Annotated in this window: 21 protein-coding genes; 6 read left to right on the forward strand and 15 right to left on the reverse strand. The window is 54.5% G+C overall.

Annotated features, from left to right (window positions below; translation table 11 throughout):
• Positions 1 to 4 precede the first annotated feature (4 nt).
• A complete protein-coding gene (exoX, locus tag ACERJC_RS08635) occupies positions 5 to 667 on the forward strand; it encodes an exodeoxyribonuclease X (RefSeq protein WP_152404136.1) in 663 nt (220 codons plus the stop codon).
• Here exoX and ptrB read toward each other — a convergent pair.
• The 4 genes from ptrB to yebG all read right to left on the reverse strand — a co-directional run bounded on the left by ptrB (position 664) and on the right by yebG (position 4,283).
• Complete coding sequence (gene ptrB, locus ACERJC_RS08640; RefSeq protein WP_373671463.1) at positions 664 to 2,724, reverse strand: oligopeptidase B; 2,061 nt, start codon at positions 2,722 to 2,724, stop codon at positions 664 to 666. The genes exoX and ptrB overlap by 4 nt on opposite strands.
• Before the next feature lie 87 nt (positions 2,725 to 2,811).
• Positions 2,812 to 3,471 (reverse strand): tellurite resistance TerB family protein, encoded by a 660-nt coding sequence (locus tag ACERJC_RS08645; RefSeq protein WP_373671464.1) that lies wholly within the window; start codon positions 3,469 to 3,471, stop codon positions 2,812 to 2,814.
• 94 nt (positions 3,472 to 3,565) lie between these two features.
• Positions 3,566 to 3,919: a protein YebF gene (gene yebF, locus ACERJC_RS08650; RefSeq protein WP_286633480.1), complete on the reverse strand. Its 354-nt coding sequence runs from the start codon at positions 3,917 to 3,919 to the stop codon at positions 3,566 to 3,568.
• Positions 3,920 to 3,992: 73 nt separating this feature from the next.
• The gene (gene yebG / locus ACERJC_RS08655) at positions 3,993 to 4,283 is read right to left on the reverse strand and encodes a DNA damage-inducible protein YebG (protein ID WP_046481167.1); all 291 of its coding nucleotides are present in this window, start codon (positions 4,281 to 4,283) and stop codon (positions 3,993 to 3,995) included.
• Positions 4,284 to 4,414: 131 nt separating this feature from the next.
• Between yebG and purT the strand changes: the two genes are divergently transcribed.
• Positions 4,415 to 5,593 carry a formate-dependent phosphoribosylglycinamide formyltransferase gene (purT, locus tag ACERJC_RS08660; RefSeq protein ID WP_373671465.1) on the forward strand — a complete coding sequence of 393 codons (1,179 nt, stop codon included), beginning with the start codon at positions 4,415 to 4,417 and terminating at the stop codon, positions 5,591 to 5,593.
• A gap of 104 nt (positions 5,594 to 5,697) precedes the next feature.
• Here purT and kdgA read toward each other — a convergent pair whose 3' ends face one another.
• The 3 genes from kdgA to zwf form a co-directional block, all read right to left on the reverse strand.
• Positions 5,698 to 6,339 carry a bifunctional 4-hydroxy-2-oxoglutarate aldolase/2-dehydro-3-deoxy-phosphogluconate aldolase gene (gene kdgA, locus ACERJC_RS08665; protein ID WP_373671466.1) on the reverse strand — a complete coding sequence of 214 codons (642 nt, stop codon included), beginning with the start codon at positions 6,337 to 6,339 and terminating at the stop codon, positions 5,698 to 5,700.
• Positions 6,340 to 6,374: 35 nt separating this feature from the next.
• Complete coding sequence (gene edd, locus ACERJC_RS08670) at positions 6,375 to 8,186, reverse strand: phosphogluconate dehydratase (RefSeq protein ID WP_373671467.1); 1,812 nt, start codon at positions 8,184 to 8,186, stop codon at positions 6,375 to 6,377.
• 234 nt (positions 8,187 to 8,420) lie between these two features.
• Positions 8,421 to 9,896: a glucose-6-phosphate dehydrogenase gene (gene zwf / locus ACERJC_RS08675; RefSeq protein WP_152404126.1), complete on the reverse strand. Its 1,476-nt coding sequence runs from the start codon at positions 9,894 to 9,896 to the stop codon at positions 8,421 to 8,423.
• 330 nt (positions 9,897 to 10,226) lie between these two features.
• Here zwf and ACERJC_RS08680 point away from each other — a divergent pair, with 330 nt between their 5' ends.
• Both ACERJC_RS08680 and pyk read left to right on the forward strand, forming a co-directional pair.
• Positions 10,227 to 11,096: a MurR/RpiR family transcriptional regulator gene (locus tag ACERJC_RS08680; RefSeq protein ID WP_286633483.1), complete on the forward strand. Its 870-nt coding sequence runs from the start codon at positions 10,227 to 10,229 to the stop codon at positions 11,094 to 11,096.
• 249 nt (positions 11,097 to 11,345) lie between these two features.
• Positions 11,346 to 12,788: a pyruvate kinase gene (gene pyk / locus ACERJC_RS08685; protein ID WP_152404122.1), complete on the forward strand. Its 1,443-nt coding sequence runs from the start codon at positions 11,346 to 11,348 to the stop codon at positions 12,786 to 12,788.
• Positions 12,789 to 12,830: 42 nt separating this feature from the next.
• Here pyk and lpxM read toward each other — a convergent pair whose 3' ends face one another.
• The 3 genes from lpxM to znuA form a co-directional block, all read right to left on the reverse strand.
• On the reverse strand, positions 12,831 to 13,802 hold the full coding sequence (lpxM, locus tag ACERJC_RS08690) for a lauroyl-Kdo(2)-lipid IV(A) myristoyltransferase (RefSeq protein ID WP_152404120.1): 972 nt from the start codon (positions 13,800 to 13,802) through the stop codon (positions 12,831 to 12,833).
• A 122-nt stretch (positions 13,803 to 13,924) separates the two neighbouring features.
• Positions 13,925 to 15,247 carry a murein DD-endopeptidase MepM gene (gene mepM / locus ACERJC_RS08695; RefSeq protein WP_373671468.1) on the reverse strand — a complete coding sequence of 441 codons (1,323 nt, stop codon included), beginning with the start codon at positions 15,245 to 15,247 and terminating at the stop codon, positions 13,925 to 13,927.
• Positions 15,248 to 15,262: 15 nt separating this feature from the next.
• A complete protein-coding gene (gene znuA, locus ACERJC_RS08700; RefSeq protein ID WP_152406308.1) occupies positions 15,263 to 16,207 on the reverse strand; it encodes a zinc ABC transporter substrate-binding protein ZnuA in 945 nt (314 codons plus the stop codon).
• Between the two features lie 78 nt (positions 16,208 to 16,285).
• On the opposite strand from znuA, the gene znuC reads away from it, so the two are divergent.
• Positions 16,286 to 17,041, forward strand: a complete 756-nt coding sequence (gene znuC / locus ACERJC_RS08705; RefSeq protein WP_178824456.1) for a zinc ABC transporter ATP-binding protein ZnuC — start codon at positions 16,286 to 16,288, stop codon at positions 17,039 to 17,041.
• On the forward strand, positions 17,038 to 17,823 hold the full coding sequence (znuB, locus tag ACERJC_RS08710; RefSeq protein ID WP_152404115.1) for a zinc ABC transporter permease subunit ZnuB: 786 nt from the start codon (positions 17,038 to 17,040) through the stop codon (positions 17,821 to 17,823). Before znuC ends, znuB begins: the two co-directional genes overlap by 4 nt.
• 91 nt (positions 17,824 to 17,914) lie before the next feature.
• On the opposite strand, the gene ruvB is transcribed toward znuB, so the two are convergent.
• From ruvB to nudB, 5 genes are all read right to left on the reverse strand, one after another.
• Positions 17,915 to 18,925, reverse strand: a complete 1,011-nt coding sequence (gene ruvB, locus ACERJC_RS08715; RefSeq protein WP_152404113.1) for a Holliday junction branch migration DNA helicase RuvB — start codon at positions 18,923 to 18,925, stop codon at positions 17,915 to 17,917.
• An 8-nt stretch (positions 18,926 to 18,933) separates the two neighbouring features.
• A complete protein-coding gene (gene ruvA / locus ACERJC_RS08720; protein WP_373671469.1) occupies positions 18,934 to 19,545 on the reverse strand; it encodes a Holliday junction branch migration protein RuvA in 612 nt (203 codons plus the stop codon).
• 77 nt (positions 19,546 to 19,622) lie between these two features.
• Positions 19,623 to 20,144: a crossover junction endodeoxyribonuclease RuvC gene (gene ruvC, locus ACERJC_RS08725; RefSeq protein WP_152404109.1), complete on the reverse strand. Its 522-nt coding sequence runs from the start codon at positions 20,142 to 20,144 to the stop codon at positions 19,623 to 19,625.
• A 34-nt stretch (positions 20,145 to 20,178) separates the two neighbouring features.
• Positions 20,179 to 20,922, reverse strand: a complete 744-nt coding sequence (locus ACERJC_RS08730) for a YebC/PmpR family DNA-binding transcriptional regulator (protein WP_152404107.1) — start codon at positions 20,920 to 20,922, stop codon at positions 20,179 to 20,181.
• A gap of 27 nt (positions 20,923 to 20,949) precedes the next feature.
• The gene (nudB, locus tag ACERJC_RS08735; protein ID WP_286633731.1) at positions 20,950 to 21,402 is read right to left on the reverse strand and encodes a dihydroneopterin triphosphate diphosphatase; all 453 of its coding nucleotides are present in this window, start codon (positions 21,400 to 21,402) and stop codon (positions 20,950 to 20,952) included.
• Positions 21,403 to 21,500: the final 98 nt, after the last annotated feature.

Here is a 21,500-nt window from a genome sequence, read left to right on the forward strand (position 1 = left end):
TTACATGCTGCGCATCATCGATACTGAAACCTGTGGCCTGCAGGGCGGGATTGTAGAGATCGCCTCTGTCGACGTGGTTGACGGTAAGATAGTGAATCCTATGAGCCACCTGGTGCGCCCTGACCGACCGATCTCGCCGCAGGCCATGGCGATTCACCGCATTACTGAAGCGATGGTGGCGGATAAGCCGTGGATTGAAGAGGTCATTCCCCACTATTACGGCAGTGAATGGTATGTGGCACATAACGCCAGCTTTGACCGCCGCGTGCTGCCAGACATGCCGGGCGAGTGGATTTGCACCATGAAACTTTCCCGCCGCCTCTGGCCGGGTATTAAGTACAGCAATATGGCGCTCTACAAGTCACGCAAACTGAATGTGCAAACCCCTGTGGGACTTCACCATCACCGCGCACTCTATGACTGCTATATCACCGCCGCGCTGCTCATCGATATTATGAATACCTCCGGCTGGACGACAGAGCAGATGGTCGACATCACCGGGCGACCGGGGTTGCTGACCACCTTTACCTTTGGTAAGTATCGTGGCAAAGCTGTCTCGGATGTCGCTGAGCGCGATCCGGGCTACCTGCGCTGGCTGTTTAACAACCTTGACAGCATGAGCCCGGAACTGCGTTTAACTCTCAAGCACTATCTGGATAACGCTTAAGCCGCACGGTTGCCGGGCAACGTCCCCTGCGCCAGGCCAATCAGGAAAGCAAATTCCAGCGCAACCCCCTCCCAGGATTTATAACGGCCTGATTTTCCGCCGTGCCCGGAATCCATGTCGGTACACAACAGCAGCAGATGGTCATCCGTTTTCAGTTCGCGTAGTTTCGCCACCCATTTCGCCGGTTCCCAGTACTGAACCTGCGAGTCATGCAGCCCGGTGGTGACCAGCAGATGCGGGTAAGCCTGCGCCCTGACGTTATCGTACGGGCTGTAGCTTTTCATGTAGGTGTAATACTGCGGATCTTTCGGATTCCCCCACTCTTCAAACTCGCCGGTCGTCAGGGGGATCGACTCATCGAGCATCGTGGTCACCACATCCACAAACGGTACCTGGGCAACCACGCCATGAAAACGTTCGGGACGTTCGTTGATTGCCACACCCATCAGCATTCCTCCCGCGCTCCCCCCCATGCCATAACACAGGGAGGGCGAGCCGTAGCCCTGGGCTATCAGCGCATCGCAGGCATCAAGATAGTCGTTGAAGGTATTACGCTTTTTCAGGAATTTACCATCTTCATACCACTGCTGCCCCAGTTCGCCTCCGCCACGCACGTGGACGATGGCATAAACAAAGCCGCGATCCAGCAAACTTAAGCGACTGCTGCTGAAATCGGCATCTATGCTGGCACCGTAGGAACCGTAGCCGTACACCAGGAGAGGATTTTGTCCCTTGCGAAAATGCTTCTGATGATACACCAGCGAGACAGGCACCTCGACGCCATCACGCGCGGTGATCCACAGGTGTTCGCTGCGATAGTTCGCGGCGTCAAATCCCGCCACCACCGTCTGTTTAATCACCCGTCGTTCGCCGGTATCCATATCCAGTTCAAACAGCGTGTCCGGCGTGGTCATCGAGGAGTAGCCATAGCGCAGGCGCGACGTTTCCGGTTCCGGGTTATAAGCAAGCCAGGTGACATAGGCCGGATCGTCAAAGGCGATCCCCACGACCTCGCCGGTTTTACGATTGATCTGCCGCAGGCTGGTTAAGCCGCGCTGGCGCTCTTCCACCACCAGCCAGTCGGTAAAGAGGGTAAACCCTTCCAGCATGATAGCGTCGCGCGCCGGGATCAGCGTTTCCCACCGTTTCTCATCGCGCACACGGGTGCGATAGAGGCCAAAATTTTTACCCTCGCGATTCGAGCGCAGGTAAAACTTATGTTGATAGTGATCGAGGCTGTATTCGTGGTCCTTGCGGCGTGGCAGGAAGATGAACGGTTCGGCATCGGCCAGTTCGGCATCCAGCAGCAAAACCTCGCTGGTCGTTGCGCTAGCCAGATGAATGACGATGTAATGTTGGGATGTCGTTTTGTGCAGACTAACGTAGAAGGTGTCGTCTTTTTCTTCGTAAATCAGTTCGTCCTGCGTCGACGGTGTACCGATGGTGTGTCGCCAGACCTGCCAGGGTAACAGTGTCGTCTCATGCTTACGCACATAGTAGAAGGTCAGCGAGTCATTCGCCCAGACAAGCTCGGGTTCCACGTTATCCAGCATCTCCGGATACCAGTTACCGTTTTCCAGATTGCGAAAACGGATCCCGTACTGACGGCGAGAAAGGTAATCTTCCGCCAGCGCCATGATGGTGTTATCCGGCGTGATCGCCAGTCCCCCCAGGGTGTAAAACTCGCTGTGCGCCGCCCGCTTGTTGCCGTCGATCAGCGTTTCCCAGTCATCCCACTCCTCGCTTAGCGCCGACTGACGTTGATAAATGGCGTACTCACATCCGGGTTCATAGAGATGGCGATAGCGATAACCGTTTTTCACATACGGTGCAGAAGTATCACGGGGAGGAATGCGATCGATAATTTCTTTCAGCACACGTTCCTGCAACGCCTGCTGCGTAGACATGACCTGATGTCCGTAGCAGTTTTCCTGTTTCAGGTAATCCAGCACATCCGGCTGCGAACGGGTGTCGTCCCGCAGCCAGTAGTAATTATCAATGCGTGTGTCGCCATGGAGAGTCATGGCGTGGGGAATGCGATTGGCTTTCGGCAGCATGTTATTGTTCTTTCGTCTTTATACACCCTCTAAGGGTGGCAAAACTGACGAATGATGCAAGCGAAACATGCCGCCGACGGTATTCGGTTAACCGGGTAGCGCCTGTTTTTGCTGTTTCAGATCCTGCTCGATGCCGTCACGGACATCCTGTGGGATCTTCAACGCATCGCCCAGCGCGTTCAGGTAGCTACGTTCCATAAAGTGGTCGATGTCAATGGCTGCACAACTGAGGAAATAGATCTCCAGCGCCTCTTCCTCGTTGCGGATCCCCTGCGACAGACGCTGTGGATCCAGCGGTTGTTCAATCGCCTGTTCGATGAATGCGCGCCCCTGTTCTTCAACGCCCGCTTCACGTAGCTGCTGTTCGATTGCCGCCCGTTCTTTGGCGTCGATGTGACCGTCGCTTTTCGCCGCGAAAACCAGCGCCAGAATCAGGCGTTCGGTACGGACATCCAGCGGTGTGCTTTGCGCGCCAAACTGCGGTTCATCCTGATGAGCCGCGCGAACTTTATCCTTGTACTTGTTCCACAACACGCTACCCGCCACCGCGCCGCCACCGACCAACAGCGCACTAGTGCCGTATTTGCTGAGCAGTTTGCGGGAAGATTTGTTGGCGAGCAGTAACCCTGCCAGGCCACCCAGCGCACCGGGTACCAGCAGCTTACTTAATCCCTGTTCCCCTGAAGAGGACGAAGACGATCCGTTTTGCCCGAGAAGAGAGTGTAATTGATTAAGCCAGTTAGCCATTTTATCCCTCAAGTACTGACAATGAATTCTCAAAGCGTACCCGAGGGGATGTCAGGAAATGTCTGCCAGCGCTAAAGATGCGCAAATGTTCGCGCTATTGCTGGCGGTATTGCGCCGTGCCGGCCTTGCAGTCGACCTTCACCTGATAATGAATATCCGCGCTTTTTCCACGCACGGTCAGTGGCACCGTCCATTTCCCGTCCTGCCCTGTAATCTCTTTCGGATTAGCCCAGACAACCGGATCGGCCTGCCCCACCCGTTTTTGATCGTCTGCCCAGCGCACCACGCGATTTTGCTGATAATCACGTTTCACACTTGCGGCAATGCCTGCCGCATCGAGACCCTCACACGGGGGGAATTTCACGGTTTTACTGTCAGTGTCCGCAGCAGACACCGACAGACTGGCGCCTAACAACAGCAGGCTGATTAACGCACCTTTTCTTTTCATACTTTTCCTTTACCCAATAGCACATTGATTCAGGAAAAAGCATGGTACAAAACGTCAGGAGCGCAAGTCAGATTCAGGCCGCCTGAGTATCGTCTCCGGCAGAGGCGTCATTCTCAACCGCCTGCGGAGAAGGCAACTTACCGGTTTTGAGGATGGTGCTCAGCACCTCTTTTTGTTCTGCCAGCCACAACGACAGCGCTTCACGCTGTTCGTCTTCCAGTGCTAACGGCGACTGTTCAAGCCAGGTGTCGAGCAGATCCGCCGTATCCAGCATCTTGTCATACGCATCGGCTTCCTTTTTGCTGGTAAATGACATTTTTTCCTCACCTTCCCGAATGACTACGTATTTAACTTCAACCGCCATGTTGCAGCCTCTCAATATTACTGTAATTATGTACAGTATATTCTATTTTACCGCTGAAATCAACCTGGCAATAAAGACAGACGCAAACGTTTTCGTATATACTGCGGCCAAATTTGTTGGGGGATATATTCATGACGTTATTAGGCACAGCGCTGCGTCCGGCAGCAACTCGAGTGATGTTATTGGGTTCAGGCGAACTGGGTAAAGAAGTGGCCATCGAGTGCCAACGCCTCGGTGTGGAAGTCATCGCGGTGGACCGGTATGCCGACGCACCGGCAATGCACGTCGCGCATCGTTCACACGTCATCAATATGCTGGATGGCGACGCGCTTCGCCGCATCGTTGAACTGGAAAAACCGCACTATATCGTACCGGAGATCGAAGCCATCGCCACGGACATGCTGGTGACGCTGGAACAGGAAGGGTTGAACGTCGTGCCCTGTGCACGCGCGACAAAGCTGACGATGAACCGTGAAGGTATCCGCCGTCTGGCGGCGGAAGAACTGGCGCTGCCCACCTCGACCTTCCGTTTCGCCGACAGCGAAGCCACCTTCCGCACCGCCGTGGCTGAAATCGGTTATCCCTGCATTGTCAAACCGGTGATGAGTTCTTCCGGCAAGGGGCAAAGCTTCATTCGTACTGAAGCGCAGCTGACGCAGGCGTGGGACTACGCGCAACAGGGAGGTCGCGCGGGCGCAGGTAGGGTGATCGTCGAAGGCGTCGTGAAGTTTGATTTTGAAATTACCCTGCTCACCGTAAGCGCCGTCGACGGCGTCCACTTTTGCGCCCCGATAGGTCATCGTCAGGAGGACGGCGATTATCGTGAATCCTGGCAGCCGCAGCAGATGAGCGCGCTGGCGCTGGAACGCGCTCAGGAAATTGCCCGTAAGGTGGTGTTATCTCTGGGAGGTCATGGTCTGTTTGGCGTGGAGCTGTTTGTCTGCGGTGATGACGTTATTTTCAGCGAAGTCTCCCCTCGCCCGCACGATACCGGCATGGTGACGCTGATTTCTCAGGATCTGTCGGAGTTTGCCCTGCATGTACGCGCCTTCCTTGGCCTGCCCGTGGGTGCCATTCGTCAGTATGGTCCGGCCGCCTCTGCGGTAATTTTACCGCGACTGACCAGTCAGGACGTGACGTTTGGCAATGTTCAGAACGCCGTCGGTGCCGGTTTGCAGGTTCGTTTCTTTGGTAAGCCGGAAATTGATGGAACGCGTCGCCTGGGTGTGGCGCTGGCAACGGCTGACAACGTTGATGAGGCGATTGAACGTGCGAAGAACGCGGCGGCACAGGTGAAAGTGGCTGGTTAAGGAACAGATCTGTAGGCCGGATAAGGCATTAGCGCCGCCATCCGGCAAAGCCCGATACTGGCGCTAACGCGTCTTATCGGGCTCACGGTTTACACGTTGGTAGCTTACAGCTTCGCGCCTTCAACCGCTTCACGCGCCAGTTTGGTGATGCGATCGTAATCACCGGCTTCCAGCGCGTCGTTCGGCACCAGCCAGGAACCGCCGATGCACAGCACGCTTTTCAGCGCCAGGTAATCACGGTAGTTGGCCGGGGAGATGCCGCCAGTCGGGCAGAAACGCACCTGAGAGAATGGACCCGCAATAGCCTGCAGCGCTTTCGTACCGCCGTTAGCTTCTGCCGGGAAGAATTTGAACTCTTTCAAACCGTAGTCCATGCCCAGCATCAGTTCAGAAACGGTGCTGATGCCCGGGATCAGCGAGATTGTGCCTTCGGTTGCCGCTTTCAGCAGTGGCTCGGTCAGACCCGGGCTGATTGCGAACTGTGCACCGGCAGCGGTGACGTCTGCCAGTTGCTGCGGATTCAGCACCGTACCGGCTCCCACAATGGCTTCCGGAACTTCTTTGGCGATAGCACGGATAGCATCCATCGCGCAGGCGGTACGTAAGGTCACTTCCAGTACGCGCACCCCGCCCGCAACCAGCGCTTTTGCCATCGGCACCGCGTGTTCCAGTTTATTCACAACGATCACCGGGACTACCGGGCCGGTGGTCAGGATTGTTTCTGCACTTGTTTTCCAGTTTTTCATCAGAGTTCTTCTCTCGACTGATTACAAAATATGCCTTAAAAATGAATACAGGTTGCGCCCTGTTCCGCGCCGGACAACTTCTCACGCAGCGCGCTGAACATTTCACGCCCCGTTCCAATGCGCGATGCGCTCAGATCCGGGATGTGAGCCTGACGAGCGGCAAGCTCCGCCTCATCAACCAGCAGCGTCAATTCACCTGTCTGTCCGTTCACCCGAATAATGTCGCCATCGCGTACTTTTGCCAGCAAACCGCCATCATAAGCCTCCGGGGTGACATGGATGGCTGAAGGCACTTTACCGGAAGCACCGGAAAGTCGACCGTCGGTAACCAACGCAATTTTGAAACGACGGTCCAATAATACACCAAGTGGCGGCATGAGTTTATGTAATTCTGGCATTCCGTTCGCTTTTGGTCCCTGATGACGCACAACAACCACGCAGTCACGGTCTAGCAGACCCGCTTCAAAAGCCGGTAAAACATCATGCTGACTTTCAAAAACAATGGCCGGCGCTTCAATCACCTGATTCTCAACCGGTACAGCGGACGTTTTCATGACCGCACGACCGAGGTTACCGCTCAGCACTTTGGTGCCACCATGATGGGAGAACGGCTGGTCGAAAGAGGCAATCACATTGCTGTCCAGCGATTTGGCCGCGCCTTCACGCCAGTCAAGTTCGCCATTGTTCAGCCACGGCTCCAGGGTGTAGCGCTTCAGACCAAAGCCGGCTACCGTGTTGACGTCTTCATGCAGCAGACCCGCGTTCAGCAGTTCGCGCATCAGGACCGGAACGCCGCCCGCAGCCTGGAAGTGGTTAATATCCGCCGGACCGTTAGGATAGAGACGCGCCATCAGCGGCACGACGTCGGAAAGATCGGAGAAGTCATCCCAGTTAATCTGGATACCTGCAGCACGTGCCATCGCCACCAGGTGCATGGTGTGGTTTGTTGAACCGCCGGTCGCCAGCAGCGCAACAATCCCGTTCACCACCACTTTCTCATCAATCATTTTGCCGATTGGCATCCATTCGTTGCCGTTACCGGTCAGACGCGTCACCTGGCGCGCCGCCGCCGCCGTCAGCGCTTCACGCAGCGGAGCATCCGGGTGGACAAAAGAAGATCCCGGCAGTTGCATCCCCATGAACTCCACCACCATCTGGTTGGTGTTCGCGGTACCGTAAAATGTGCAGGTACCCGGCGCATGGTAGGAGGCCGCTTCAGATTCCAGCAGCGCCATACGGTCAACTTTACCTTCGGTATAGAGTTGACGAATACGGACTTTCTCTTTATTGGCCAGGCCACTCGCCATCGGACCTGATGGCACGAAGATGGACGGCAGATGACCGAATGACAGCGCCGCCATCGCCAGACCCGGGACAATTTTGTCACAAACACCGAGGAACAGCGCGCCGTCGAACATGTTGTGGGACAGCCCGACCGCGGCGGACATCGCGATCACTTCGCGGCTCAGCAGCGAAAGCTCCATACCATCCTGACCCTGCGTCACGCCGTCGCACATTGCCGGAACGCCGCCCGCTACCTGCCCGACCGCGTTCGCGTCATGCAGCGCTTTGCGAATGATGTCCGGGTAATGTTCGTAGGGTTGATGTGCGGAGAGCATGTCATTGTAGGAGGTGATGATCGCAATATTGTTACGCAACATGCTTTTGAGAGAGGCTTTATCGTCTGGCTGGCAGGCCGCGAATCCGTGCGCCAGATTCCCGCATGCCAGTTGTGAACGGTGAACGGTTGAGGATTTAGCCTGTTCTATACGAGAGAGGTAGGCAGAACGGGTCTCACGGGAACGTTCAACAATACGTTGTGTTACGCGTAACAAATTAGGATTCATAGAAGCTCCTGAAATTTATCTGTCAGAGCGGTAGGTTTGGCAAGTTCATTTACTATGGTTTAAAACACAGGAAACGCTTGTTAGCCGGAGCTCTGGGGCAAAATCGTTTCAGGCAGTGTAATAAAAAAAACCTCGTGGGTGAATCCACACGAGGCTTAAAAGTGCAAAAATTGTTCAACAATCTGTGTTAGATCATGTTACCGGTAAAATAACACGGAAGAGTTAGACGCTTTTTTACTCAAATTCGTTCCAGGAACGACCATCACGGGTAATCATCGCCACGGAGGCGACCGGTCCCCATGTCCCTGCCTGATACGGTTTCGGCGCATCGTTATCCATCGCCCACGCTTCGGTGATGGAGTCGACCCACTTCCACGCCTCTTCCACTTCATCACGGCGCACAAACAGCGCCTGAATACCGCGCATGGTTTCCAGCAGCAGGCGCTCGTAAGCATCCGCCAGGTGCGTCTGATTGAAGGTTTCGGAGTAGCTCAGATCCAGCTTGGTAATTTGCAGGTTATGCTTGTGGTCAAGACCCGGGACTTTGTTCAGAACCTGAATATCCACGCCTTCATCCGGCTGCAGACGAATGGTCAGTTTGTTCTGCGGCAGATCCTGCCAGGACTCTTTGAACAGGTTTAGCTCAGGGGTTTTGAAATAAACCACAACCTCAGAGCATTTCGTCGGCAGACGCTTACCGGTACGCAGGTAGAACGGTACGCCCGCCCAGCGCCAGTTATCAATGTCCACGCGGATAGCCACAAACGTTTCGGTGTTACTGCTCTTGTTCGCGCCCTCTTCTTCCAGGTAACCCGGCACTTTTTTGCCCTGCGCAAAGCCGGTGGTGTACTGACCGCGTACGGTCTTTTCGCGTACATTGGAACGATCAATGCGACGTAGCGACTTCAGTACCTTCACTTTTTCATCACGAATGGCGTCAGCGGTCAGATCCGACGGCGGCGACATCGCAATCATGCACAGAATTTGCAGCAGGTGGTTCTGGATCATGTCGCGCATCTGGCCGGCCTGGTCGAAATAGCCCCAGCGTCCTTCAATGCCCACCTCTTCTGCCACAGTGATTTCCACATGATCGATCGTGCGGTTATCCCAGTTATTGACAAACAGGGAGTTGGCAAAACGCAGCGCCAGCAGGTTCAGAACTGTCTCTTTCCCCAGATAGTGGTCAATACGGTAAACCTGGCACTCTTCAAAATACTCACCGACCTGATCGTTGATCTCGCGAGAGGTCGCCAGTGAAGTTCCGAGCGGTTTTTCCATCACTACGCGCGCCGGTTTGGCATTCAGTTTCGCTTCGCCGAGCCCCTTACAGATTGCGCCAAAAGTGCTTGGTGGCATGGCGAAGTAGTTGATCGTAGTGCGATTTTTCTGATCAAGCATCTCTCCCAGACGGGTAAATGCCGCAGTGTCGTTCACGTCCAGATTGCAGAAATCCAGGCGAGCGCTCAGGGTGTCCCACAATCCTTCATCGATCTTCTCTTTCATGAAGGTTTCGAGCGCTTCGCGCACGACCTTCGTGTAGGCATCTTTGTCCCAGTCGGCACGGCCTACCCCAATAATGCGGGTATCCGGGTTGAGCTGACCGGCTTTTTCCAGTTGATACAGGGAAGGCAGCAATTTACGACGCGCAAGGTCGCCTTTCGCGCCGAAAATGACCAGGTCACATGCCTGGGCTGTTTGCGTTACCGCCATGTCATTCTCCTTAGTTAGCTATCCTGGTACTTTGCCAGGCATTACTTGTAATTTTATTACAGTGCACTGTACTGCTTTTACGTGATTCCGGAAACCGTAAACGCTTACCCCACCGTGCGGTTGGCGTTTAACGGCGCAAAATGGTCAAAAACGTCGTCGATTTGCGACGCATAACGTTGAGTCAAAACACGATGCTGATCATGTAATGAAAAAAAACAACAACTATTCTGACCATTTTGCCCCCTTCTCAGGTTAGCAGGGGTACTATCTACCAAAATTGCCTCTCGATTTCTTGTATTGCTGAAATCGTCATATCTTTGAGTCTACATCATGAATATGCTGGAAAAGATCCAGTCTCAGCTGGAACATTTGAGCAAATCTGAACGCAAAGTCGCCGATGTCATCATTGCCTCGCCTGAACGGGCCATCCATTGCAGTATTGCCACGCTTGCACAAGAAGCCGACGTCAGCGAACCGACGGTGAATCGCTTTTGTCGCAGCATGGAAACCCGTGGCTTCCCTGATTTTAAACTGCATCTGGCACAAAGTCTGGCAAATGGTACCCCTTATGTTAATCGTAATGTGGATGAAGATGACAGCGTCGAGTCCTATACGGGCAAAATTTTCGAATCGGCGATGGCCAGTCTTGACCACGTTCGCCAGTCGCTGGACAAATCGGCGATCAACCGCGCGGTGGATCTGCTGACGCAGGCAAAGAAAATCGCCTTCTTTGGGCTGGGGTCTTCTGCCGCCGTCGCGCATGATGCCATGAACAAGTTTTTCCGTTTCAACGTCCCGGTTATCTACTCCGACGACGTCGTTTTGCAACGGATGAGCTGTATGAATTGTAGCGACGATGACGTGGTGGTGCTGATTTCACACACCGGTCGCACCAAGAGTCTGGTCGAACTGGCGCAGCTTGCGCGTGAAAACGATGCCATGGTGATTGCGTTAACCTCCGCCGATACGCCGCTGGCACGTGAAGCAACGCTGGCAATTACCCTCGATGTGCCGGAAGATACTGACATTTATATGCCCATGGTCTCTCGACTTGCGCAGTTGACCGTGATAGATGTGCTGGCTACGGGATTTACTTTGCGTCGTGGGGCAAAATTCAGAGATAACTTGAAGCGTGTCAAAGAAGCGCTCAAGGAATCGCGTTTTGATAAAGAACTGCTCATCAAGAGTAATGACCGCTAACAGCAATAATAAGTCCGACTTAAATTCATCATCCGGTTTTGTTCGCTATGCTTTGTAGACCCTAAATAATTCGCGTTGCAGGAAGGCGGCAACGCAGCGAATCCCCAGAAGCTGACTTAAGGTAGTGACTGGAGTGAGCGAGGAAGCCAACGCACAGGCAACGTGAAGTATAGCGGGTGTAGAAGGTTTTCAGAACGACCGGTTTATTGTTCACGCAACACCTAGTTGTTTCAGTCAACGGAGTATTACATGTCCAGAAGGCTTCGCAGAACCAAAATCGTTACGACATTAGGCCCGGCTACTGACCGCGATAACAATCTTGAGAAGATTATCGCCGCTGGCGCTAACGTCGTACGAATGAATTTCTCTCACGGTTCGCCAGAAGATCATAAAATGCGCGCGGATAAAGTTCGTGAGATAGCTGCCAAACTGGGACGCCACGTGGCCATTCTGGGTGACCTCCAGGGGCCAAAAATTCGCGTCTCTACCTTTAAAGAAGGCAAAGTATTCCTCAACATCGGCGACAAATTTCTCCTGGATGCCAACCTGGGTAAAGGTGAAGGCGACAAAGAAAAAGTCGGTATTGACTACAAAGGTCTGCCGGCAGACGTGGTACCTGGCGATATTCTGCTGCTCGACGATGGACGCGTGCAGTTAAAAGTGCTGGAAGTTCAGGGCATGAAAGTGTTCACGGAAGTGACCGTGGGCGGCCCGCTTTCCAATAACAAAGGCATTAACAAACTGGGTGGCGGTCTTTCCGCAGAAGCCCTGACCGAAAAAGACAAAGCCGACATCGTTACCGCCGCCCTGATTGGCGTTGACTACCTGGCGGTCTCTTTCCCGCGCTGCGGTGAAGATCTGAACTACGCTCGCCGCCTGGCGCGCGATGCAGGCTGCGATGCCAAAATTGTGGCAAAAGTTGAGCGTGCTGAAGCGGTCTGCGATCAGAATGCGATGGATGACATCATTCTGGCCTCTGACGTGGTGATGGTCGCACGTGGCGATCTCGGCGTTGAGATTGGCGATCCGGAACTGGTCGGCATCCAGAAAGCCTTGATTCGTCGTGCACGTCAGTTGAACCGTGCCGTGATTACCGCGACCCAGATGATGGAGTCGATGATTACCAACCCAATGCCGACCCGTGCGGAAGTGATGGACGTCGCAAACGCCGTGCTGGATGGTACCGATGCGGTCATGCTGTCAGCCGAGACGGCCGCAGGCCAGTACCCGGCGGAGACCGTCGCGGCGATGGCTCGCGTCTGCCTGGGTGCAGAAAAAATCCCCAGCATTAACGTCTCTAAACACCGTCTGGATATTCAATTCGACAATGTTGAAGAAGCGATTGCAATGTCCGCCATGTATGCAGCGAACCACCTGAAAGGGGTTACCGCGATCATTACCATGACCGAATCCGGTCGTACTGCGCTGATGACCTCTCGCATCAGTTCTGGCCTGCCGATTTTCGCCATGTCCCGACATGAGCGTACGCTGAACCTGACCTCGCTTTACCGTGGCGTTACGCCGGTCTATTTCGACAGCGCGGCGGATGGCGTTGTCGCGGCAAGCGAAGCGGTGAATCTGCTGCGTGACAAAGGCTACCTGGTATCAGGCGATCTGGTTATCGTGACTCAGGGTGACGTGATGAGCACCATCGGTTCGACCAATACTACGCGTATTCTGACCGTCGAGTAATTGTCTACTGATGCAAAAGGCCTCTCTTCCGAGAGGCCTTTTTTATTTGAGGGGGTAGAGATCTTTGCGCTTATAAGGCTGGATTTCACCCGGTTTTCGGGTCTTCAGCAGTTTCAGGATCCAGGTATATTGCTCGGGATGCGGGCCAACAAAAATTTCCACCTCTTCGTTCATTCGCCGGGCAATGGTGTTGTCATCTGCGGTTAACAGATCGTCCATCGGCGGGCGCACCTGAATCGTCAACCGATGAGTGTCACCGTTGTACAGCGGGAACAGCGGGATCACGCGTGCACGGCACACTTTCATCAGTCGACCAATGGCGGGTAGCGTCGCTTTATAGGTGGCAAAGAAATCAACAAATTCGCTGTGCTCAGGACCATGATCCTGATCCGGCAGATAATATCCCCAGTAACCCTGTCGTACGGACTGGATAAACGGTTTAATACCGTCATTACGCGCATGCAAACGACCGCCAAAGCGGCGACGAACCGTGTTCCAGACGTAATCAAACACCGGATTTCCCTGATTATGGAACATTGCCGCCATCTTCTGTCCCTGTGATGCCATCAGCATCGCCGGAATATCCACGCCCCAACCGTGCGGCACCAGGAAGATCACCTTCTCATTGTTGCGACGCATCTCCTCGATGATTTCAAGGCCTTCCCAGTCAACGCGCGACTGTATTTTCTCTGGGCCGCGAATCGCCAGTTCCGCCATCATCACCATGGCCTGCGGCGCAGTAGAAAACATGGCATCGACGATAGCCTCGCGTTCGGCTTCGCTACGCTCAGGAAAACATAAGGACAGGTTGATCAGCGCCCGACGACGCGAGCTTTTACCCAGACGTCCGGCAAAACGGCCCAGTTTCGCCAGTAGCGGATCGCGAAAAGACGCAGGCGTTAAGGCAATACCCGCCATCGCCGCGACGCCCAGCCAGGCGCCCCAGTAGCGTGGATGGCGAAAAGACTTCTCAAACTCAGGGATGTACTCAATGTTATTCTTTTTTGTTTCCATGCTTATCCAGTGCCTGATGACGCGAAAAGTAAATCTGATGATAGTGTAGCGGCGCACCCTGCCGCGCACAAAATAAAAAAGCCGGCACACGCGCTGCGTACCGGCTTTAACGTCAGGAGTGATTAATCGAAGCGTAACTGCGGCAGAACCTCTTTCACCTGCGCCAGGTAATCGGTACGATCTTTACCGGTCAGACCTTCGGTACGCGGCAGCTTCGCCGTCAGCGGGTTAACCGCCTGCTGGTTGATCCACACTTCATAGTGCAGATGCGGGCCGGTAGAACGCCCGGTGTTACCGGAGAGCGCGATACGATCGCCACGTTTGACCTTTTGTCCTGGTTTCACCAGCAGCTTACGCAGGTGCATGTAGCGCGTGGTATAGGTACGACCATGACGAACCGCCACATAATACCCAGCCGCCCCACTGCGCTTCGCCACGACGACTTCACCATCACCCACGGACAGCACCGGCGTCCCCTGCGGCATCGCAAAATCCACACCTCTGTGCGGCGCGACACGTCCGGTAACCGGGTTAGCCCGACGCGGGTTGAAGTTAGACGAAATGCGGAACTGTTTCGCCGTCGGGAAACGCAGGAAACCTTTCGCCAGCCCGGTACCGTTGCGGTCATAGAACTTACCGTCTTCGGCACGGATAGCGTAGTAATCTTTACCTTCTGAACGCAGCCGCACGCCCAGCAACTGGCTCTGCTCGCGCTTGCCGTCCAGCATTTCGCGGGACATCAGCACAGAGAACTCATCGCCTTTTTTCAGTTTGCGGAAGTCCATCTGCCACTGCATCGCTTTGATCACCGCACTGATTTCTGCGCTGGTCAGCCCGGCATCTTTCGCACTGGACACGAAACTGTTGCCGACGGTTCCTTTCATCAGGCTGTTTACCCAGTCGCCCTGCTGCGTTTCAGCGCTCATCTTAAAGCCGTTCGCCGCAGTACGGTCATAGGTACGGGTTTCACGACGCGACATTTCCCACGTCAGACGCTGTAAATCGCCGTCGGCGGTCAGCGTCCAGGAGAGCTGTTGACCAATCTTCAGATTACGCAGTTCTTTATCGGAGGCAGCAAGCTGGGTGATATCCCCCATATCAATGCCGTACTGATTCAGAATGCTGCTGAGGGTATCACCCGTCGAAACAACATATTCATGAACGCCCGCTTCCCCTGAGGTTTTGTCGTCCAGCTCATCCTGAGGAATGGCTTCATCTTCCTGTGCAGCCTGATCGATAGGCTCGCTGGCCTCCGGGAGCAGTGAACGAATTTCGCTCTTCTCCAGTTCGATCGTTTTAACAATGGGGGTGGATTCCGGGTGATAAACATAAGGCCGCCAGACGGCAACGGCCAGTGTCAGAACAGTAAGCGACCCCAACATGACGCGATGGGGTCTTGGCAGATTATTAAATGCCAGGGCGACAGAGCGGGCTATCTGTTGCACGTATTCACTTCCTCATTAATCTCCTTTCAGGCAGCTCGCATACTGGTTCGCTAGTTGGTTCAAGAACGCTGAATAGCTCGTTTTACCCAGTTTGATATTTGTCCCGAGGGGATCCAACGTTCCCATTCGAACGGATGTCCCTCTCGCAACGGCTTCAACGACCGCTGGCCTGAACTGTGGCTCAGCAAAAACGCAGGTTGCTTTTTGCTCAACCAACTGTGTTCTTATTTCATGTAAACGCTGCGCACCAGGCTGTATCTCAGGGTTGACGGTAAAATGACCCAGCGGAGTGAGTCCGTAGTGTTTTTCGTAATAGCCATAGGCGTCGTGAAAAACGAAATAGCCTTTACCCTTGAGCGGTGCGAGCTCGTTACCGACCTGCTTATCGGTTGCGGCTAATTGTGCCTCAAAATCCTTCAGGTTGGCGTCAAGTTTGGCTCGACTTTGCGGCATAAGTTCCACTAATTTTTCATGGATTGCAACCGCTGAGGCCCGCGCTATCTCTGGGGAGAGCCAAAGATGCATGTTGTAATCACCATGATGGTGATGCGCATCACCTTTTTCGGCATGCCCATGATCGTGGTCATGGTCGTCATCATCATCATCTGCCCCTTTCATGAGCAACGGTTTCACATCTTTGAGCTGCGCAATCGTTACCTGTTTAGCCTCGGGAATATTACTGACGGACTTTTCCATGAATGCTTCCATCTCAGGTCCAATCCAGACCACTAAGTCCGCGCCCTGTAAGCGTTTTACGTCAGATGGACGCAGTGAGTAGTCATGTTCGGATGCCCCATCCGGAAGTAAGACTTGTGTATCCGTGACGCCATCAGCAATGGCAGAAGCAATGAACCCTAATGGCTTAAGAGAGGCGACAACAGCGGCATTTGCCGCCTGTGTTGCACTGCCCCAAAGAGCGGCGGATAATGCAGCGAAAAGAAGCGTATTTTTATGTAACATAATGCGACCAATCATCGTAATGAATGTGAGAAATGTGATATTATAACATTCTATAACTTCTGCAAGACTAAAATTGACATGACGACTTTGGTTTCACTGGAAAATGTCTCGGTCTCTTTCGGTCAGCGCCGCGTCCTTTCTGACGTGTCGCTCGAACTGAGACCCGGAAAAATTTTAACGCTGCTCGGCCCAAATGGTGCCGGGAAGTCAACGCTGGTTCGGGTCGTCCTCGGGCTGGTAGCCCCGAATGAAGGGGTGATCAAGCGTAACGGCAAGCTGCGAATTGGCTACGTTCCGCAGAAATTGTATCTTGATACCACCCTGCCGCTCACCGTCAGTCGTTTCCTGCGCCTGCGCCCCGGAACGAAGAAAGATGACATCCTGCCAGCTCTGAAGCGCGTGCAGGCCGGGCATCTGATTGACGCGCCGATGCAAAAGCTCTCCGGAGGAGAAACGCAGCGCGTACTTTTAGCGCGCGCGCTCCTCAACCAGCCGCAACTTCTGGTGCTTGATGAACCCACTCAGGGCGTGGATGTCAACGGCCAGGTCGCGCTGTATGACCTTATCGATCAGCTACGTCGCGAACTGGATTGCGCCGTGCTGATGGTGTCTCATGACCTGCATCTGGTGATGGCAAAAACGGACGAAGTGTTGTGTCTGAACCATCATATTTGCTGTTCAGGCACCCCTGAAATCGTTTCCATGCACCCGGAATTTATCTCGATGTTCGGCCCTCGCGGCGCGGAACAGCTGGGGATTTATCGTCATCATCATAATCATCGCCACGATCTACAGGGTCGTATTGTGTTGCGCCGGGGAAATGGTCACTCATGATTGAATTATTACTGCCTGGCTGGTTAGCCGGGATCATGCTGGCCTGTGCGGCAGGTCCGCTGGGTTCGTTCGTCGTCTGGCGTCGGATGTCCTATTTTGGCGATACGCTGGCGCATGCGTCGCTGCTTGGCGTCGCCTTCGGTTTGTTGCTGGATGTGAATCCTTTCTATGCGGTCATTGCCGTCACGCTGATGCTGGCGGCGGGTCTGGTGTGGCTGGAGAAACGCCCTCACCTCGCCATTGATACACTGCTTGGCATTATGGCGCACAGTGCGCTGTCGCTGGGTCTGGTGGTGGTCAGCCTGATGTCAAATATTCGCGTGGATCTGATGGCCTACCTGTTTGGCGATCTGCTGGCCGTGACGCCGGACGATTTGATCTCTATCGCCATTGGCGTGGTTGTCGTGCTGGCAATCCTCTTCTGGCAATGGCGCAATCTGCTGTCGATGACCATCAGCCCCGATCTGGCGTTTGTCGATGGCGTGAAGTTGCAGCGCGTGAAGCTTCTGTTGATGCTGGTCACCGCCTTAACCATTGGCGTGGCGATGAAGTTCGTCGGGGCGCTGATCATTACCTCGTTGCTGATTATCCCTGCGGCCACGGCGCGTCGTTTTGCCCGTACGCCGGAGCAGATGGCGAGCGTTGCGGTAGGGATTGGGATGATAGCGGTTACAGGCGGGCTGACCTTCTCGGCCTTCTACGATACCCCTGCGGGTCCGTCAGTCGTGCTGTGCGCCGCAGTGCTGTTTATTTTCAGTATGATGAAGAAGCAGGCAAGCTGACGGGGTGTTGCCGGATGGCGGCGCTGTCGCGACTTATCCGGCCTACGTGGTTTGTAGGCCCGATAAGCGAAGCGCCGTCAGGCCCGAGAAATTACGGCATTTCCGGCGGCGTAATACCAAAGTGATTCCAGGCGCGCACTGTCGCCATTCTTCCGCGCGGCGTGCGCTGCAAAAAGCCTTGTTGAATCAGATACGGCTCCAGCACATCCTCAATCGTTTCGCGCTCTTCGCCGATGGCCGCCGCCAGGTTATCCAGCCCGACCGGCCCGCCAAAGAATTTGTCGATCACCGCCAGCAGCAGCTTGCGGTCCATGTAATCAAACCCTTCGGCATCAACGTTCAGCATATCCAGCGCCTGCGCGGCAATATCAGCGGAAATGGTGCCGTCATGTTTCACTTCGGCAAAATCCCGCACGCGTCTGAGCAGGCGGTTAGCGATACGCGGCGTTCCTCGTGCACGACGCGCCACCTCCAGCGCCCCCTCATCGCTCATCTCCAGGCCCATAAAGCGCGCGCTGCGGCCAACGATATACTGAAGATCCGGCACCTGATAAAACTCCAGACGCTGCACAATACCGAAACGATCGCGCAGCGGTGAGGTCAGTGAACCCGCGCGAGTCGTCGCGCCAATCAGGGTAAACGGCGGCAGGTCGATTTTAATCGAGCGCGCCGCCGGTCCTTCACCGATCATAATATCCAACTGATAATCTTCCATCGCCGGATAGAGCACCTCTTCCACCACCGGTGACAGACGGTGGATCTCATCGATAAACAATACGTCGTGGGGCTCAAGGTTGGTCAGCATCGCGGCCAGATCGCCCGCTTTTTCCAGCACCGGGCCGGACGTGGTGCGCAGATTGACGCCCATTTCATTGGCAACGATGTTGGCAAGCGTGGTTTTCCCCAGACCGGGAGGACCAAAGATCAGCAGGTGGTCTAGTGCATCGCCACGCAGTTTTGCCGCCTGGATGAAAATCTCCATCTGCGAGCGCACCTGCGGTTGACCGATGTACTCTTCGAGTAGTTTCGGGCGAATGGCACGATCGGCAACCTCTTCGGGGAGGGTGGCAACTGCCGAAATCAGGCGATCTGCTTCTATCATCCTTTACCTCATAACGCGGCGCGCAGGGCTTCGCGTATCAGTGTTTCACTGCTGGCATCCGGGCGAGCGATTTTACTCACCATGCGGCTGGCTTCCTGTGGTTTATAGCCCAGCGCCACCAGCGCCGCAACCGCTTCCTGTTCAGCATCGTCCGACGTCGGGCTCGCTGGCGAGGTCAGCACCAGATCGGCGGCTGGCGTAAAGAGATCGCCATGCAGGCCTTTAAATCGGTCTTTCATTTCAACAATCAGTCGTTCGGCCGTTTTCTTGCCGATGCCTGGCAACTTGACAAGTGCGCCCAGCTCTTCACGTTCGACAGCGTTAACAAACTGCTGTGCGGACATCCCGGACAGGATGGCCAGCGCCAGTTTTGGCCCGACGCCGTTGGTTTTGATGAGCTCTTTGAACAGCGTGCGCTCTTGTTTATTGTTAAACCCGTACAGCAGTTGTGCGTCTTCACGCACCACGAAGTGAGTAAAAACAACGGCTTCTTTTCCGGATTCCGAGAGCTCATAAAAACAGGTCATTGGCATATGCACTTCATAGCCAACGCCGCCCACTTCGAGTAACACCAGCGGGGGTTGTTTTTCCAGAATGATGCCTCTGAGTCTGCCTATCACGTTACGCTCCTGCGTTGGGCCGAAAGTAAAGCCGTATCATAAAAAAAGGCTGGATAAATATCCAGCCTCATTTGTTATTATCGCAAGCGACCTCGCGCCAGATTAAGCCTGGATTCACTCACTTGCATCGCATTCTGACTGACGTGGCAGTGGGTAATGGCGATGGCCAGCGCATCAGCCGCATCCGCCTGTGGATTCGCTGGCAGTTTCAGCAAGGTTCGCACCATGTGCTGCACCTGGCTTTTCTCTGCACTACCGATACCGACTACCGTCTGCTTCACCTGACGTGCCGCGTACTCAAATACCGGCAGTTCCTGGTTGACCGCCGCCACAATCGCCACCCCGCGAGCCTGCCCCAGCTTAAGCGCAGAATCGGCGTTCTTCGCCATAAACACCTGCTCGATGGCAAAGTAGTCGGGCTGAAACTGGGTGATGATTTCCGTCACGCCAGCATAAATCAGCTTAAGGCGCGACGGAAGATCGTCGACTTTGGTACGAATGCAGCCGCTGCCGAGATACGTCAGTTGTCTGCCTGTCTGACGAATCACGCCGTAACCGGTAATGCGGGAGCCCGGATCAATACCGAGAATGATGGACATCACGCGCCTCCGGTGGTAACGGGGTTAAGCCACATCATTCTAATGTAGCGGCAACCTCATCAGAGATCTCACCGTTATGGTAAACTTCCTGCACGTCATCACAGTCTTCCAGCATGTCGATCAGACGCATCAGTTTCGGTGCGGTTTCCGCATCCATGTCTGCTTTAGTTGATGGGATCATAGAGACTTCAGCGCTGTCGGCTTTCAGCCCAGCCGCTTCCAAAGCGTCACGCACTTTACCCATTTCTTCCCATGCCGTGTAGACGTCAATTGCCCCATCATCAAAGGTCACAACGTCTTCCGCACCCGCTTCCAGCGCCGCTTCCATGATCGCGTCTTCATCCCCTTTTTCGAAGGAGATCACGCCCTTTTTGCTGAACAGGTAGGAAACAGAACCATCCGTCCCCAGGTTACCGCCGGTTTTGCTGAAGGCGTGGCGCACTTCGGCAACGGTACGGTTACGGTTGTCAGACAGGCATTCAATCATGACCGCCGTGCCGCCAGGGCCGTAGCCTTCATAGATGATGGTTTCCATGTTCGCATCATCATCACCGCCCACGCCGCGTGCGATTGCACGGTTCAGAGTGTCACGGGTCATGTTGTTAGCCAGCGCTTTGTCGACTGCCGCACGCAGACGCGGGTTCGCATCCGGATCGCCGCCGCCCAGTTTTGCTGCCGTCACCAGCTCACGAATGATCTTGGTGAAGATTTTGCCGCGCTTAGCATCCTGCGCCGCTTTACGATGTCTGGTGTTGGCCCATTTACTATGACCTGCCATAAATATTTCCTCAAAAAGCATGCCTTCTCAGGCGATGTTAATTACAAATTCTTCAATCGCCTGCCGGTTGCTCCATGACTTGGTGAGTGCCGCGGCAGCGGGCGCATCAAGCCACTGGTAGGCCAGATGTTCGCTAAAAACGATCTGACGCTCGTGCGGCAGCGCAAGGCAGAACCAGGATTCTGTGTTGCGCACCACACCCGGAGCATAGCGATGACGTAAATGTGAAAAAATTTCAAACTCCACCGTGCGCTGACAGTCAATTAAGGTCAGTTGCTCAGACGCAACGTCAATGGCGACCTCTTCCTTTACTTCGCGCATGGCGGCCTGCGACGCGGTCTCTCCCTCTTCCACACTGCCAGTCACCGACTGCCAGAATTCAGGATCGTCGCGTCGCTGCAACATCAGCACCCGTTTCGTATCCTGGGCAAAAATCACGACCAGGACAGAAACAGGACGCTTATACACTTTATCCTTCACGCCGCCTCTTTGTTGGCTGCCTTCGTTCATCCCATTCACAGAGTTATCTATGCTCATGGGAATTCACTCAGTTGCCGCCGCGATGCAGCGCGAATGAT

Origin of the sequence: Citrobacter telavivensis, assembly GCF_041807075.1 — a bacterium.
In the GTDB taxonomy this organism is placed as follows: domain Bacteria; phylum Pseudomonadota; class Gammaproteobacteria; order Enterobacterales; family Enterobacteriaceae; genus Citrobacter_A; species Citrobacter_A telavivensis.

What these genes read in the sequence shown, in the direction of transcription:
- yebG (WP_046481167.1), bottom strand. Translation starts at nt 4,283, where the DNA reads ATGGCGGTTGAAGTTAAATACGTAGTCATTCGGGAAGGTGAGGAAAAA.
- ACERJC_RS08645 (WP_373671464.1), bottom strand. Translation starts at nt 3,471, where the DNA reads ATGGCTAACTGGCTTAATCAATTACACTCTCTTCTCGGGCAAAACGGA.
- pyk (WP_152404122.1), top strand. Translation starts at nt 11,346, where the DNA reads ATGTCCAGAAGGCTTCGCAGAACCAAAATCGTTACGACATTAGGCCCG.
- kdgA (WP_373671466.1), bottom strand. Translation starts at nt 6,339, where the DNA reads ATGAAAAACTGGAAAACAAGTGCAGAAACAATCCTGACCACCGGCCCG.
- yebF (WP_286633480.1), bottom strand. Translation starts at nt 3,919, where the DNA reads ATGAAAAGAAAAGGTGCGTTAATCAGCCTGCTGTTGTTAGGCGCCAGT.
- ruvC (WP_152404109.1), bottom strand. Translation starts at nt 20,144, where the DNA reads ATGTCCATCATTCTCGGTATTGATCCGGGCTCCCGCATTACCGGTTAC.
- edd (WP_373671467.1), bottom strand. Translation starts at nt 8,186, where the DNA reads ATGAATCCTAATTTGTTACGCGTAACACAACGTATTGTTGAACGTTCC.
- ACERJC_RS08680 (WP_286633483.1), top strand. Translation starts at nt 10,227, where the DNA reads ATGAATATGCTGGAAAAGATCCAGTCTCAGCTGGAACATTTGAGCAAA.
- purT (WP_373671465.1), top strand. Translation starts at nt 4,415, where the DNA reads ATGACGTTATTAGGCACAGCGCTGCGTCCGGCAGCAACTCGAGTGATG.
- lpxM (WP_152404120.1), bottom strand. Translation starts at nt 13,802, where the DNA reads ATGGAAACAAAAAAGAATAACATTGAGTACATCCCTGAGTTTGAGAAG.
- znuC (WP_178824456.1), top strand. Translation starts at nt 16,286, where the DNA reads ATGACGACTTTGGTTTCACTGGAAAATGTCTCGGTCTCTTTCGGTCAG.
- znuB (WP_152404115.1), top strand. Translation starts at nt 17,038, where the DNA reads ATGATTGAATTATTACTGCCTGGCTGGTTAGCCGGGATCATGCTGGCC.
- zwf (WP_152404126.1), bottom strand. Translation starts at nt 9,896, where the DNA reads ATGGCGGTAACGCAAACAGCCCAGGCATGTGACCTGGTCATTTTCGGC.
- exoX (WP_152404136.1), top strand. Translation starts at nt 5, where the DNA reads ATGCTGCGCATCATCGATACTGAAACCTGTGGCCTGCAGGGCGGGATT.
- znuA (WP_152406308.1), bottom strand. Translation starts at nt 16,207, where the DNA reads ATGTTACATAAAAATACGCTTCTTTTCGCTGCATTATCCGCCGCTCTT.
- ruvB (WP_152404113.1), bottom strand. Translation starts at nt 18,925, where the DNA reads ATGATAGAAGCAGATCGCCTGATTTCGGCAGTTGCCACCCTCCCCGAA.
- ACERJC_RS08730 (WP_152404107.1), bottom strand. Translation starts at nt 20,922, where the DNA reads ATGGCAGGTCATAGTAAATGGGCCAACACCAGACATCGTAAAGCGGCG.
- ptrB (WP_373671463.1), bottom strand. Translation starts at nt 2,724, where the DNA reads ATGCTGCCGAAAGCCAATCGCATTCCCCACGCCATGACTCTCCATGGC.